The organism is Pantoea sp. sgz302252, from assembly GCF_042610525.1.
GTDB lineage: Bacteria > Pseudomonadota > Gammaproteobacteria > Enterobacterales > Enterobacteriaceae > Erwinia.
Window position 1 is genome coordinate 53,479 of the sequence record NZ_JBHDVM010000017.1, and the last position, 13,153, is coordinate 66,631.

At 58.1% G+C, this 13,153-nt stretch carries 11 protein-coding genes; 3 read left to right on the plus strand and 8 right to left on the minus strand.

Translation table 11 applies throughout. From position 1 onward, the window contains the following. The first annotated feature begins 233 nt into the window (after positions 1 to 233). Together ACETPC_RS21975 and ACETPC_RS21980 are read left to right on the plus strand one after the other, a co-directional pair. Positions 234 to 1,382 carry a mandelate racemase/muconate lactonizing enzyme family protein gene (locus ACETPC_RS21975; protein WP_380184594.1) on the plus strand — a complete coding sequence of 383 codons (1,149 nt, stop codon included), beginning with the start codon at positions 234 to 236 and terminating at the stop codon, positions 1,380 to 1,382. Next, positions 1,375 to 2,655 carry an MFS transporter gene (locus ACETPC_RS21980; protein WP_380184595.1) on the plus strand — a complete coding sequence of 427 codons (1,281 nt, stop codon included), beginning with the start codon at positions 1,375 to 1,377 and terminating at the stop codon, positions 2,653 to 2,655. The genes ACETPC_RS21975 and ACETPC_RS21980 overlap by 8 nt, the downstream gene beginning before the upstream one ends. A 40-nt stretch (positions 2,656 to 2,695) precedes the next feature. Here the strand turns inward: ACETPC_RS21980 and nadR are convergent, their stop codons facing one another. The 3 genes from nadR to serB form a co-directional block, all read right to left on the minus strand. Continuing rightward, on the minus strand, positions 2,696 to 3,943 hold the full coding sequence (gene nadR / locus ACETPC_RS21985; RefSeq protein WP_380184596.1) for a multifunctional transcriptional regulator/nicotinamide-nucleotide adenylyltransferase/ribosylnicotinamide kinase NadR: 1,248 nt from the start codon (positions 3,941 to 3,943) through the stop codon (positions 2,696 to 2,698). 75 nt (positions 3,944 to 4,018) lie between these two features. After that, positions 4,019 to 5,401 carry a DNA repair protein RadA gene (gene radA, locus ACETPC_RS21990; RefSeq protein WP_380184597.1) on the minus strand — a complete coding sequence of 461 codons (1,383 nt, stop codon included), beginning with the start codon at positions 5,399 to 5,401 and terminating at the stop codon, positions 4,019 to 4,021. A 9-nt stretch (positions 5,402 to 5,410) separates the two neighbouring features. Then, entirely contained in the window at positions 5,411 to 6,388 is a 978-nt protein-coding gene (gene serB, locus ACETPC_RS21995; protein ID WP_380184598.1) for a phosphoserine phosphatase, read from the minus strand. A 108-nt stretch (positions 6,389 to 6,496) separates the two neighbouring features. Here serB and ACETPC_RS22000 point away from each other — a divergent pair, with 108 nt between their 5' ends. Further along, complete coding sequence (locus tag ACETPC_RS22000) at positions 6,497 to 7,147, plus strand: YtjB family periplasmic protein (protein ID WP_380184599.1); 651 nt, start codon at positions 6,497 to 6,499, stop codon at positions 7,145 to 7,147. Between the two features lie 3 nt (positions 7,148 to 7,150). On the opposite strand, the gene yjjJ is transcribed toward ACETPC_RS22000, so the two are convergent. From yjjJ to deoC, 5 genes are all read right to left on the minus strand, one after another. Further along, positions 7,151 to 8,482 (minus strand): type II toxin-antitoxin system HipA family toxin YjjJ, encoded by a 1,332-nt coding sequence (gene yjjJ, locus ACETPC_RS22005; protein WP_380184600.1) that lies wholly within the window; start codon positions 8,480 to 8,482, stop codon positions 7,151 to 7,153. 145 nt (positions 8,483 to 8,627) lie between these two features. Continuing rightward, the gene (gene deoD / locus ACETPC_RS22010) at positions 8,628 to 9,347 is read right to left on the minus strand and encodes a purine-nucleoside phosphorylase (protein ID WP_380184601.1); all 720 of its coding nucleotides are present in this window, start codon (positions 9,345 to 9,347) and stop codon (positions 8,628 to 8,630) included. Positions 9,348 to 9,400: 53 nt separating this feature from the next. Continuing rightward, a complete protein-coding gene (deoB, locus tag ACETPC_RS22015) occupies positions 9,401 to 10,624 on the minus strand; it encodes a phosphopentomutase (RefSeq protein ID WP_380184602.1) in 1,224 nt (407 codons plus the stop codon). A gap of 61 nt (positions 10,625 to 10,685) precedes the next feature. After that, on the minus strand, positions 10,686 to 12,008 hold the full coding sequence (gene deoA, locus ACETPC_RS22020; protein ID WP_380184603.1) for a thymidine phosphorylase: 1,323 nt from the start codon (positions 12,006 to 12,008) through the stop codon (positions 10,686 to 10,688). Between the two features lie 98 nt (positions 12,009 to 12,106). Further along, positions 12,107 to 12,886: a deoxyribose-phosphate aldolase gene (gene deoC / locus ACETPC_RS22025; protein WP_380184604.1), complete on the minus strand. Its 780-nt coding sequence runs from the start codon at positions 12,884 to 12,886 to the stop codon at positions 12,107 to 12,109. Positions 12,887 to 13,153: the final 267 nt, after the last annotated feature.

The following is a 13,153-nucleotide window of genomic DNA, read 5'->3' on the forward strand; positions in this document are numbered from 1 at the left end:
AGCCTCAGGGCCGCCGCTGTCTGCGGCGGCCCGCTTCTGTGACCCATCCCTCAGCCGCTTAGCCAGTTGCCAAATTTTAACTCAACTTCTTCCGCCATCCCTGGGCGGCTGTACGATGCCGCAGCCCGAACGCCTTTTTATACTGAACCGGCAGCATGCTTATCCTGTCCGGCCAGCGGCGCTCCTATAGCCGATTATAAGCCGCCGGCCCTCCTACAAAAGAGGTTTATGGCATGAAAATCAGTCACATTGAGGTGATTCGCCTCGCTATTCCTTTCGCCAGCGATCGCCAGACGCCAGTGGCGGAAACGGCATGGAACGCCGCTTCGCCCGCGTTAACCAGGATGGAAACGCTGCTGGTGCGCATCACCACCGACGACGGTCACCAGGGCTGGGGAGAAGGCTTCGGCCACTTGTGTAATCCGGTAACGGCGCAGGCGCTGGAATCGCTGGCGATCCCGCTTTTCCTGGGTAAGAAGGTGCCCGAAAGCCGTGAAGCGCTGGCGGCATTGGTCAGCGAGGCGGAAAAAGCCCTGCATGCCTTTGGCCGCAGCGGGCCTGTACGCTACGCGCTGTCAGCAATAGATATCGCGCTGTGGGATTTGCTGGGGCAACATTTGCAACAGCCGCTCTGGCAACTGCTGGGCGCCACGCGCAGCGAAATCGGTTTGTACGCCAGCCTGGTCAGCTATAACAACCAGCCCGAAGAAGTTGCCCACCAGGTAAAACGCGCATGGCAGGCAGGATTCCGCACGCTGAAACTGCACGAAACCGAATATGCCGCCATTGCCGCCGCTAAAGCCGCGCTGCCCGCAGAGGCAAGGCTAATGGTGGATGTAAACTGCCCGTGGACGGTCGCGGAAGCCAGTAGCCGCGCTCGCCAGCTGGCTGAGCTGAAGCTGGGCTGGCTGGAAGAGCCGATCTGGCCGCCGGATGATATAGCAGGCCTGGCGGAAGTGCGCCGCGCGGGCACGCCAATAGCCGCAGGCGAAAACATTTCCGGCGAATGGGGATTCGAGACTTACTATAGCGCTGGTGCTGTGGATGTTCTGCAGCCCAGCGTAGCCAAAGTCGGCGGTATTACAGCCGCGCTGCGCGTAATGGAGCAGGCCGCCAGCTACGGTATCAAAGTGGTGCCGCACTGCTTCTACTACGGCGCGGGCTTACTGGCGACGGCACATCTGGTCGCCGCTTTGCCCGCTGACATTCAGCTGGAAGTACCCTATATCCGCTTCTCGCCGCTGCTTTATCCGCAGCTGGATTTCAAACCAACAATGCAGCTACCCGCCACGCCAGGCTTGGGTTTCCAGCCGGACGCCGATGTGCTGAAAGAGTACACGCTCAGCCACATCACTTTAAGCACGGAGGCAAATCATGTTTAAAAACTATCGTAGCGTTGTGGCCCTGCTGCTCTTTTTCGCCGGTGTGCTGAATTATCTGGATCGCGCCGCGCTGTCGGTGATGGCGCCGCTGGTAAAAAAAGATTTGCAGATTGACGATGCGCAGATGGGCATCCTGTTCAGCTGCTTTTTTATTGGTTACTGCCTGTTCTGCTTTCTGGGCGGCTGGGCGGCTGACCGTTACGGCCCGCGCAAGGTATTCGGCTGGGCAGCGGCTATCTGGTCGCTGTTTTGCGGCGCGACCGCGCTGGCAGGCAGCTTCGCCCATCTGCTGATTGTGCGCGTGCTGTTCGGCATTGGCGAAGGGCCAATGGGCACCACTACCAATAAATCTATCTCTAACTGGTTTCCCCGTAAGGAAGTGGGCCGCGCCGTTGGCTTCACTAACGCAGGCCAGCCGCTGGGTGCTGCTATTGCCGCGCCCGTGGTTGGGCTGGTCGGGCTGCATTTCGGCTGGCGTGTCTCTTTCATGGTAATTGCCGCGCTGGGCTTCGTCTGGCTGGCTTTCTGGCTATGGTTGTTTCGCGACCGGCCGGAACAGCATCCGCGCGTTGGCGAGCCGGAACGGCAGATGATTGCCGCCCAGCGTCCCGCCACGCGCGTAACCAAAACGGGCGACGCCAGCAAAACGCCGCTCTGGCATTATGTGCTTTCCCTACCGGTGCTTGGCGTGGCGGCGGCCTTTTTCTGCTTTAACTATATCCAGTTCTTCTTTCTGTCATGGCTGCCCAGCTATCTGACTGATTTTCAGCATCTGGATATCAAAAGCATGAGTTTAATCGGCATTCTGCCCTGGCTGGGCGCTACCGTCGGCTTTATCGGCGGCGGCGTGATCTCCGACGCGCTGTTCCGCCGCACCGGCAATTTTCTGCTGTCGCGTAAACTGGTGATTTTCTTCGGGCTGGCGGTAGCGGCCGTTTGCGTAATGCTGACTGCCTGGGCGAGCAGCGTGACTATTGCCGTCTCGCTGATTACTCTGGCCAGCGTCTTCGCCTATATGACGCCGCAGGCGTGCTGGTCGCTGCTGCAGGATATTGTGCCTGCCGAGCGTATCGGCACCGCTGGCGGCTTTGTGCATCTGCTGGCAAATCTGGCGGGGATTTTATCGCCGGGTATTACCGGCTTTTTGATCCAGTACGGCGGCGGCTACTCCTCGGCCTTCCTGCTGGCCAGCGTGCTGGCTTTAACCGGTATGGCGCTGCTGGGACTGTTTGTGCATCAGCGCAGCGTAAACGCGCTACGGGCGCTGGCATAAGCGCCAAACCGGGAGCGCTGCGGCGCTCCCGATATTCTCGCTATCCCTGGCTGGCCGTGGATTTCGTGCCCAGCATCTCCTGTACCAGCTCGACACAGCGCAGGAAACGTTCATCGTAGTTATCCTGCTCGACGTGCACGAACTCGATATTGTTCGCTTTCAGCATAGACACCAGCAGCGCCTGAAACTCCTTGCGATCTACCGAACTGCCCAGGCTACGCAGGCCGTCCGCTATCCAGGGCACGTTGTTTTCAACCAGGATCACCAGATCGAAACGGTATTCATCAATCAGCGCCTGCACGAACGGATGCTCGCGCCCTTCATACTTTTTACAGAACGCCTGAGTGGTCACAAAATCGGTATCGATAAAAGCGACCTTGTTAGCGTATTTCACCGCAAAATCGATGTACTGTGCCTGCCCCAGCGCGATTTTATCGTAGTCAGAATATTGCAGCGCCATCTCGTCGCCGCCCAGATGAGAGAAAACATAGTCGCGGCCAAATTCCCAGGCGCTGGTAGTGTTAAAAATATTTGCCAGCTTGTTAACGAGCGTCGATTTACCGCTGGATTCACCGCCCAGTATCGCCACCGTGCGCACAAAGAAGGGTTTTACCTCCGTCGGGATATATTCCCAGTAGCGAAAAGGATCCTGGCGGATCTGGCCGCCGCTAATGTTCATAAAGGATCGTTTGGGATCGATCAACACCGCCTCGATACCCAGATGCTCCTGATACTGCGGCGCATCCAGCTCCTCGCTGGTATAAACCCGGTTCGGGATGATGCCGTGGTTTTCCATAAAGTCGTTGATGCCGCGGCTCCAGACATCCCAGCCGTGCGGATAAGGCTCCATGCCCTCTTCGTTAAACGAATGGATGCGGATATTTTTCTGGTACTTGAAGGTTTGCAGCAGCCAGCGCAGGCGGTCGCTGACGGTAGGCTGCTGCGACATGGCGCTGGCTTCGAACAGCTCGCGGTCGCGCGGTTCGTCATAGCCCATGATGATATGCAGCTCGTCTACCTGGCTACAGGCGCGCTGGATCAAATAGATATGGCCGGTATGCAGCGGATAGAACTTGCCGAAGACCACGCCAATGGTTTTCTCGCGGCGCGGAAACTCCAGCCCGAGATAGCGGTGTAGCGCCTCCAGCTTTTGCGCGCTGGGGCTTTTGATTTTAGCGTTGAGCAGCTGGCTGAGATAGCCTTTGGTCATGCCGCTGGCTTCCGCCACCTGCTGCAACGTGCAGCCCTGCTGGCGAATAGCCGTTTTCAGATAATCAAATGACGACACCGGGTGCCTCCTGCATAACGGGCGTGCGTTCCGCCGCTTTGAAGTGCGGAGCGCCGGAAACGCTCCGCGGCTAAGTTAAAGCTCGTCGAGGATCGCCAGCGCATCGGCCAGCTTCTTCACACCGTAGACTTTCATATTCTCCGGCGTTTTCTTTGGCACGTTGGCGATAGGCACGATAGCGCGGCGGAAGCCGTGCTTGGCCGCCTCGGAAATACGTTCCTGGCCGCTTGGTACCGGGCGGATTTCTCCGGCCAGGCCGACCTCACCAAAAACCACCAGATCCTGCGGCAAAGGACGGTCGCGCAGGCTGGAGACCATCGACAGCATCAGTGCCAGATCGGCACTGGTTTCGGTAACTTTCACGCCGCCGACCACGTTGACGAAAACGTCCTGATCGGCCATTTGCAGCCCGCCATGACGATGCAGCACCGCCAGCAGGATTGCCAGGCGGTTCTGTTCAAGCCCGACCGCCACGCGCCTTGGGTTGCCCAGCATGGAGTGATCCACCAGCGCCTGAATCTCTACCAGCAGCGGCCGCGTGCCTTCCCACAGTACCATTACCGAACTGCCGGAGGTGATTTCATCGCCGCGGCTGAGAAAGATAGCGGAAGGATTGCTGACCTCGCGCAGGCCCTGTTCCGTTATGGCGAAAACGCCCAGCTCGTTTACCGCGCCGAAGCGGTTTTTATGGCTGCGCAGCGTGCGGAAACGGGAATCCGCATCGCCATCCAGCAGCACCGAGCAGTCGATGCAGTGTTCCAGCACCTTTGGCCCGGCCAGCGAGCCGTCTTTAGTCACGTGCCCGACCATTACGATCGCCACGCCGCGCGTTTTGGCGAAGCGTGTCAGGTAAGCGGCGGTTTCCCTGACCTGCGCCACGCTGCCGGGCGAGGACTGGATATCCGCCATATGCATCACCTGGATGGAGTCGATCACCATCAGCTTCGGCTGCTCCTGCTCGGCGATCAGGCAGATCTGCTCGATGCTGGTTTCCGAAAGCATATTGAGGTTGCCGGTCGGCAGGCCCAGACGATGCGCGCGCATCGCTACCTGCTGCAGCGACTCTTCGCCGGTGACGTAGAGCGTTTTCATGCCTTCAGAGAGCTTGCAGAGCGTTTGCAGCAGCAGCGTACTTTTCCCGGCGCCGGGATTGCCGCCGATCAGAATAGCGCTGCCCGGCACCACGCCGCCGCCCAGCACGCGGTCGAACTCTTTAAAGCCGGTCGAGAAGCGCGGCAGCGCCTCCAGGCTAATTTCAGAGAGTTTCTGCACGCGGCTCGGGCCAGCGCTGCCCGCATAGCCGGTCAGACGTTCGTTGCGCGCCACCGTCGGCGACGCCGCCAGGCGCACCTCGGTGATAGTGTTCCAGGCGTGGCAGGCGCTGCATTGCCCCTGCCAGCGTGGATAGTCTGCGCCGCATTCATTACAAACAAAGGCGCGTTTTACCGCTTTGGCCAAATCTACCCCTTAGCGTTCTTCGTGGATCAGGCTGCCGGTCAGGATGCAGAGCACGCCCAGCAGGTCAGCATGACGGATGGTCACTTCTGTTTTCTCGTTCACTTTTGGCTTGGCGTGATAGGCGATGCCCAGCGCGGAAGCCTGGATCATCAGCAGATCGTTGGCGCCGTCGCCAATCGCCACGGTTTGTCCCGGCGCTATCTCAAAGCGTTTCGCCAGTTTACGCAGCGTCTCGGCTTTGTACTTCGCATCGACGATATCGCCCAGCACTTCGCCGGTCAGCTTGCCGTCGCGGATCTCCAGCTCGTTGGCGACAATAGCGGAAAGATGCAGCGTGTCGCGCAGGTATTCCGCAAAATAGGTAAAGCCGCCGGAAGCGATAGCCACATGCCAGCCCAGCGCCTGTAGCTTGTGCACCAGCGAGCTAAGGCCCGGCATCAGCGGCAGCTCCGCGCGCACCTGCGCCAGAATATTGGCATCGGCATCTTTCAGTGTAGCCACGCGCTGGCGCAGGCTGGCGGTAAAATCCAGCTCGCCGCGCATCGCTCGTTCGGTGACTTCCGCCACCAGCTCGCCGCTGCCCGCCAGTTTGGCTATCTCATCGATACATTCTATCTCGATCGCGGTGGAATCCATATCCATCACCAGCAGGCCTGGCGTTTTCAGATGCGGAATGCGGCCCAGCGGCGCGACATCCAGCCCGGCTTCGTGCGCCAGTTTGGTAGCGCGCGGCGTCAGTGAGCCCGCCAGACGGATCACCTGATAGTCTTCCACCGCCCAGGCGCTGACGATGACCATCGCCGCGCCCAGCCGATGCTGCAGCGCCGTCAGGCGATCTTTATTCAGATTGCGTCCATACAGAAGCCAGCCGGTGCGGCCAGCGCGGTAATCCAGCGGCATCACTTCGTCGCCGCTAAGGGAAAGGGGCAAACCCGGCCAGAGAGAGACATCCGAAGGCAGGTCGCACCAGGTCAGACTATTTGGCATTACAGCTCCTGTTGGGGACAGATTAATCACGCAAGAGGCTACCCTGTCTCGCCTGCTTCTGGCAACATAAATGCGGTTCCGTTTCCGGACAAAATCTCAAGGGCAAAAATGGCAAAAGCCAAACTAACATTTCGGCTGCACCGCACGGCGATCGTTCTGATTTGCCTGGCGCTGCTGGTCGTGCTGATGCAGGGCGCCTCGTGGTTCAGTATGGGCCACCAGATGGCCCGTTCAGAGCAGGTAGAGGAACTGGCGCGCACGCTGACGCGCCAGGTCGCCTTTAGCCTGACGCCGCTAATGGAAAACGGCGATGATAATCGCCAGCAAATTGTTGGGATCCTGACGCAGTTGACCAAAGAGAGCCGCATCCTGGACGCTTCGGTATACGACGACAGCGGCGCGCTGCTGGCGCGTAGCGGCGAAACCGTCGAGGTGCGCGACCGGCTGGCGCTGGATGGCCAGCGGGCAGGCAGCTATTTTAACCATCAGCTGGTAGAACCGTTAATTAGCCCGGACGGGCCACGCGGTTTTCTGCGCGTAACGCTGGATACCCATGTGCTGGCAACAGATTCGCGGCAGGTCGATAATACCACGAATATCCTGCGGCTGATGATGCTGTTGGCGCTGGCTATCGGCATTATCCTTACCCGTACGCTGCTCAGAGACCGCCGCACGCGCTGGCAGCAGTCGCCTTTTTTGCTTACCGCCAACCATCCGGTAAAAGAGGACAATGACGAGACGCCAGCGGAAAAAAATTAGCGGCTACGCCATGCGGTGAATATGTGGCTCCAGCGTTACCAACGTTTGCTGCATATCCACCGCTATCTTCCTGAAATCTTCGCTCCATTCCGACCCTGATACGATCATCCGCCAGTACTGCTGCGCCATAGCCAGCGCCTGCTGCCAGACCTCGCGCGGTACGGCGGCATCCAGCTCAATCTTCGGCGGCACCTCGCGCATATGGCCGCTGCTGTTGGGCGCGAAACTCATCGGCAGCATATCGTAAGCGGGCGTCAGCACCAGGCCAGACGCGCCGTGGAAAAAAGCCAGGTTGCCACTATGCATATCGCCGTTGGCGATCAATCGACCGAACGCCCATTGCAGTATGCCCCGCGCCGCATCCTCAGGTGAAATCAGTTTTTGCCCCGCCAGGCCTTGCAAAGCCTGCGGCCAGCGAGTCGGCGTACCGGAAAACTCTGCCTGCACCGCCTCCAGCGAAACCAGCCCTTTGCGGCCTCTTTCCGCGAGACGGTCAAAGCGCGCCACCTCCAGAAAGGTTTGCCCGTCCGGCGTACTGACAATGCTGGCCTGCGCGGAGGCAAGGCCCCACTCCGTCATCAGCTGCAAAGCCAGCGCTTCCGCATGCAGCAGGTCGCGCCAGCGTTGACTATTCTGATTACGCTGCGGCGGCGTGAACTTGACCAGCAGATGCGTGCAGCCGCCGCCAGGCAGTTCGACGCAGCAGGCGAACTTTGGCTGCTCGCCGCCAGCGGACGAGCCGATATCCTCGCCGATCATTACTTTCTCGGCCAGTTGCGGATAGCTGTGGCGTTTTTCCTGCTGCCGGATGATTTCCGGCACCGGTTGCCGTAGCCATTGCTGATAACTTTGCTCGCCGATAAGCCAGTTGCCGGGCATTTCGCTGCCCCGTCGGCTCAGGGCAATCAGGCAATGATCTTCATTCCACTGGCGGATATCTTCTGGCAGCCCCAGCCGCAAAGCACACTCTTTGCCCCAGGCTCGCCCCAGAAAACCCTGCGGACGCATATCGCTGAGATACCATGGCAGGCCATCAAATTGCTGCCAGTTTCCCTGGCTATCCTCAATGACACAGCTACCCGCAGGCCAGATGCTGTAAAGCCCTCCGGCGCGGCGCGCCAGACCCTGTTCGTCAATCCGCCAGAGTGGGAAATAGCTCTCTTCCCGAACCGGACGCAGTAGCGCATAGCGCGTGGCCCGCGCACGGCCAAACTTTAGCACCTGCGGCTGAGCAGAAAGCGCGCGCGACAGCGTAGCCTGGCTGATACCCAGGCGGCTCATCAGCGTGGCGGCGTCAAGCGGGCCATGTAAAAGCAGCGTGCTAATCTCAGACATAATCGCCGATCGTGAATAGATTGATGAATAGATATTTAGCACTTAGTGGCTTGAAGATAAAGGATAATAATCCGTGATACCGGGGATTTGTGAATAGATACTTTAGCGGTTTTCTCTTCGCCGCGTCCGGCGAAGAGAAATCAAATCAGACTTTGTCGCCCAGCAGAACGGATTCCAGCGCGATCTCGATCATCTCGTTGAAGGTGGTCTGGCGCTCGGCCGCCGTGGTCTGCTCATGAGTACGGATATGGTCGGAAACGGTACAGATCGCCAGCGCTTTTGCGCCGAACTCTGCCGCCACGCCGTAAATGCCTGCTGCTTCCATCTCTACGCCCAGGATGCCGTACTTTTCCATTACGTCGAACATCTGCGGATCCGGCGTGTAGAACAGATCGGCGGAGAAGATGTTACCCACACGCGCTTCCACGCCCAGGTTTTTCGCTGCATCTACGGCATTACGCACCATGTCGAAATCCGCAATTGCCGCGAAATCATGATCTTTAAAGCGCATGCGGTTTACTTTGGAATCGGTGCTGGCGCCCATGCCGATCACGATATCGCGCAGCTTAACGTCTTCGCGCACCGCGCCGCAGGAGCCCACACGAATGATTTTCTTCACGCCGAATTCGGTGATCAGCTCTTTGGCGTAGATTGAGCAGGAAGGAATGCCCATGCCGTGGCCCATCACGGAGATTTTGCGGCCTTTATAGGTGCCGGTATAGCCCAGCATGCCGCGCACGTTGTTGACTTCCACGGCATCCTGCAAAAAGGTTTCCGCAATATGCTTAGCGCGCAGCGGATCGCCCGGCATCAGCACTACGTCCGCGAAATCGCCCATTTCTGCATTAATATGAGGGGTAGCCATCTTTTATCCTTATTGCTTATTGCCGGCCAGGCCGGCAAGTTACGTTACGCTGATTACAGCATGCTTTTGCCATATTCCATTGCGGACAGGCCAAAATAGGTCGCAATAGTCTGACCGATATCCGCGAAGGTGTCACGATATCCCAGCGAACCCGGTTTTACGTGCAGGCCATAAATCAGGATCGGAATATGCTCGCGCGTATGTTCCGTGCCTTGCCAGGTCGGATCGCAACCGTGGTCGGCAGTCAGGATCAGGATATCGCCCTCTTCCACCAGCGCCATCAGCTCCGGCAGGCGACGATCGAACAGCTCCAGGCCGCCGGCGTAGCCCGCCACGTCGCGGCGATGACCCCAGGTAGAGTCGAAATCCACAAAGTTGGTAAAGACGATGCTGTTATCCGGCGCCGTTTTCATTTCCTGCACGGTAGCGTCAAACAGCGCGTCCAGCCCGGTCGCTTTCACCTTTTTGGTGATACCGACATGCGCATAGATATCGGCGATTTTGCCGACGGAAACCACTTCGCCGCCCTTCTCTTCTACCAGTTTTTTCAGGATGGTTGGCGAAGGCGGCTCTACGGCCAGATCGTGGCGGTTGCCGGTACGCTCGAAATGACCCGCTTTATCGCCAACAAAGGGACGAGCGATCACACGGCCAATGTTATAACCGCCTTCCGTCAGCGCTTCGCGGGCGATTTCGCACAGATCGTACAGGCGCTGTAAGCCGAACGTTTCTTCATGGCAGGCAATCTGGAACACCGAGTCGGCGGAGGTATAGAAAATCGGCTTGCCGGTTTTCATATGTTCTTCGCCCAGCTGGTCGAGGATCACCGTGCCGGAAGAGTGGCAGTTGCCCAGATAGCCAGGCAAACCGGCTTTTTCTACCAGCTCGTCCAGCAGCGCCTGGGGAAAGCTGTTCTCTTTATCGGTGAAGTAGCCCCAGTCGAACAGCACCGGTACGCCAGCGATTTCCCAGTGGCCGGAAGGCGTATCCTTACCTGACGAGAGTTCGCTTGCATAAGCGTAAGCGCCGATAATGTCGGCGTTTTTATCCAGCCCCAGCGGGAAGTTGCCGGTAGATTCTTCCGCCGCTTTGCCTAATCCCAGCGCGGTCAGGTTGGGCAGATGCAGCGGCCCTTTGCGTCCGGTATCCGCTTCGCCTTTGAAGCAGGCTTCGGCGATATGCCCCAGCGTATCTGAGCCTTCATCGCCGAACTTATGAGCGTCTTTGCTTGACCCAATGCCGAAAGAGTCGAGCACCATAATAAATGCGCGTTTCATCGTGGTCTCCTGCGTTGTTAACGCGATGAGCTAAATTTTATTGATCAGAACAGTATGCCGCTTATTGCGTAATTCTGCGATAAATAACTGGCGTGGCAGCCGGCGATTTTTCTGCCAGCGTCACGGCCTGTTTTACCGCTGCGGCAGCTTCCTGCCAGCCCGCTTCGCTGGCGGCATGGATCACCGCAAGCGGCCGCTGGGCATCTACGCTGTCGCCCAATTGCGCCATATCGCTTAGCCCAACGCTGTAATCGATAGTATCGCTGGCGCGACGACGACCGCCGCCCATTGCCACCACCGCCATACCCAGTGCACGGGTATCCATAGCGCTGACAATGCCGGGCTTATCGGCGTATACCGCCTTGCTGAGCATTGGCGCGGGCAGATAATGATCCAGCTTTTCAATAAAGTCCGTTGGGCCTTTTTGCACCGCCACCATACGTGAAAAGACTTCCGCCGCGCGGCCATTATCCAGCACTGCCTGAAGCTTACGCATCGCCTCTTTGCTATCCGCCGCCAGGCCGCCGGAAATCAGCATCTCTACGCTCAGCGCCATGGTGACTTCCATCAGGCGCGGATTGCGATACTCACCGGTCAGAAAGCGCACCGCCTCGCGTACTTCCAGCGCGTTGCCCGCGCTGGAGGCCAGCACCTGATTCATATCGGTCAGCAGCGCAGTAGTTTTGCAGCCTGCGCCGTTCGCTACGCCAACAATCGCCTGCGCCAGCTGCTCTGACTGTTCAAAAGTCGGCATAAAAGCGCCGGAGCCTACTTTGACATCCATTACCAGCGCATCCAGACCTTCAGCAAGCTTTTTCGCCAGGATCGAAGCCGTAATCAGCGGAATGGAATCTACCGTTGCCGTGATATCACGCGTAGCGTAAAAACGCTTATCGGCGGGCGCCAGCGAGCTGGTCTGGCCGATAATAGCTACGCCGACATCTTTGATAATATTGCGGAAAGTTTGATCGTCGGGGAAAATATCGAAGCCGGGGATAGCCTCCAGCTTATCCAGCGTGCCGCCGGTATGACCAAGGCCGCGCCCGGAGATCATCGGCACATAGCCGCCGCAGGCCGCGACCATAGGCCCGAGCATCAGCGAAGTGACATCGCCCACGCCGCCGGTCGAGTGCTTATCCACCACCGGCCCGTTCAGGTCCAGGCTCTGCCAGTTCAGCACCGAGCCGGAATCTCGCATCGCCATAGTCAGCGCCACACGTTCCGGCAGCGTCATATCGTGAAACCAGATGGTCATTGCCAGCGCGGCAATCTGCCCTTCCGACACCGCGTTATCGCGCACGCCGTTAATAAAAAAGCGGATTTCTTCTTCGCTCAGCGGCTGGCCGTCTCTTTTCTTACGGATAATTTCCTGTGGCAGAAACACATTACCCCCTGGTGAGGTTGGCTGGCCCGGCTATCGCTTCCGGGCGGAATAAGAGATCGGGCAGCCGCTCTCAGCTCGACGACTTTGCCCGAACTGTTTTAATACGCGGAATCGCTTTTTGCAGAGGCGTGTCCGGCCGCGTTCAGCAGGCTGGCAAGCAGGCTGGAGGCGCCAAAACGGAAATGGCGCGCGTCGGCCCACTCTTCGCCAAGGATTTCGTCAGCCAGTTTCAAATAAAGAGCCGCGTCCTCAGCGGTTTTTACGCCGCCTGCCGGTTTAAAGCCTACCTGGTGCTTCACGCCCTTATCGGCAATGGTGCGCAGCATAATTTCGGCCGCTTCTGGCGTAGCGTTAACCGCGACTTTGCCGGTAGAGGTTTTAATAAAGTCTGCACCCGCATCAATAGCGATTTCGGAAGCTTTACGGATCAGCTCTTCCGTTTTTAGCTCGCCGGTTTCGATAATGACTTTTAGCACCACGCCCGCATCGGCACAGGCTTCTTTACAGGCATAAACCATGTCGTAGCCGACATCTTCGTTGCCCGCCATCAGCGCGCGATACGGGAACACCACATCCACTTCGTCAGCGCCGTAGGCGATAGCGGCATGGGTTTCCGCCAGCGCGATTTCGATATCGTCGTTGCCATGCGGAAAATTAGTGACGGTTGCGATGCGGATATCCGGGGTCTCCTGTTCGCGCAGCGTTTTACGCGCGACCGGAATAAAACGGGGATAAATACAAATAGCAGCCGTATTACCAGCTGGCGATTTAGCCTGACGACACAGAGCAATGACTTTAGCTTCGGTATCGTCATCGTTCAGGGTGGTCAGATCCATCAGTTTCAGCGCGCGAACGGCGGCTGCGGTTAAATCGGTCATCTCTTTCTCCGGCTAATTCAGGTTGATCTCAGGCTCACGGCAGCGACCAATGTTAAAATAGTAACATTACTCGCGCTATTCATCTGTGACAGCATTCACATCAGTATGTGCTCTGTTGCAGCAATTCCAAAAAAATAGAGAGTCACCTCACAAAAACACGCCTTCTGTGGCGCAGCTCAGGCCCATACCAGGCAATGTTGCAATATTAACATAGTTCGCCAGCATAGCAGTTTTGCATGACGATATGGACAGCTTAAGGCGAAAGCC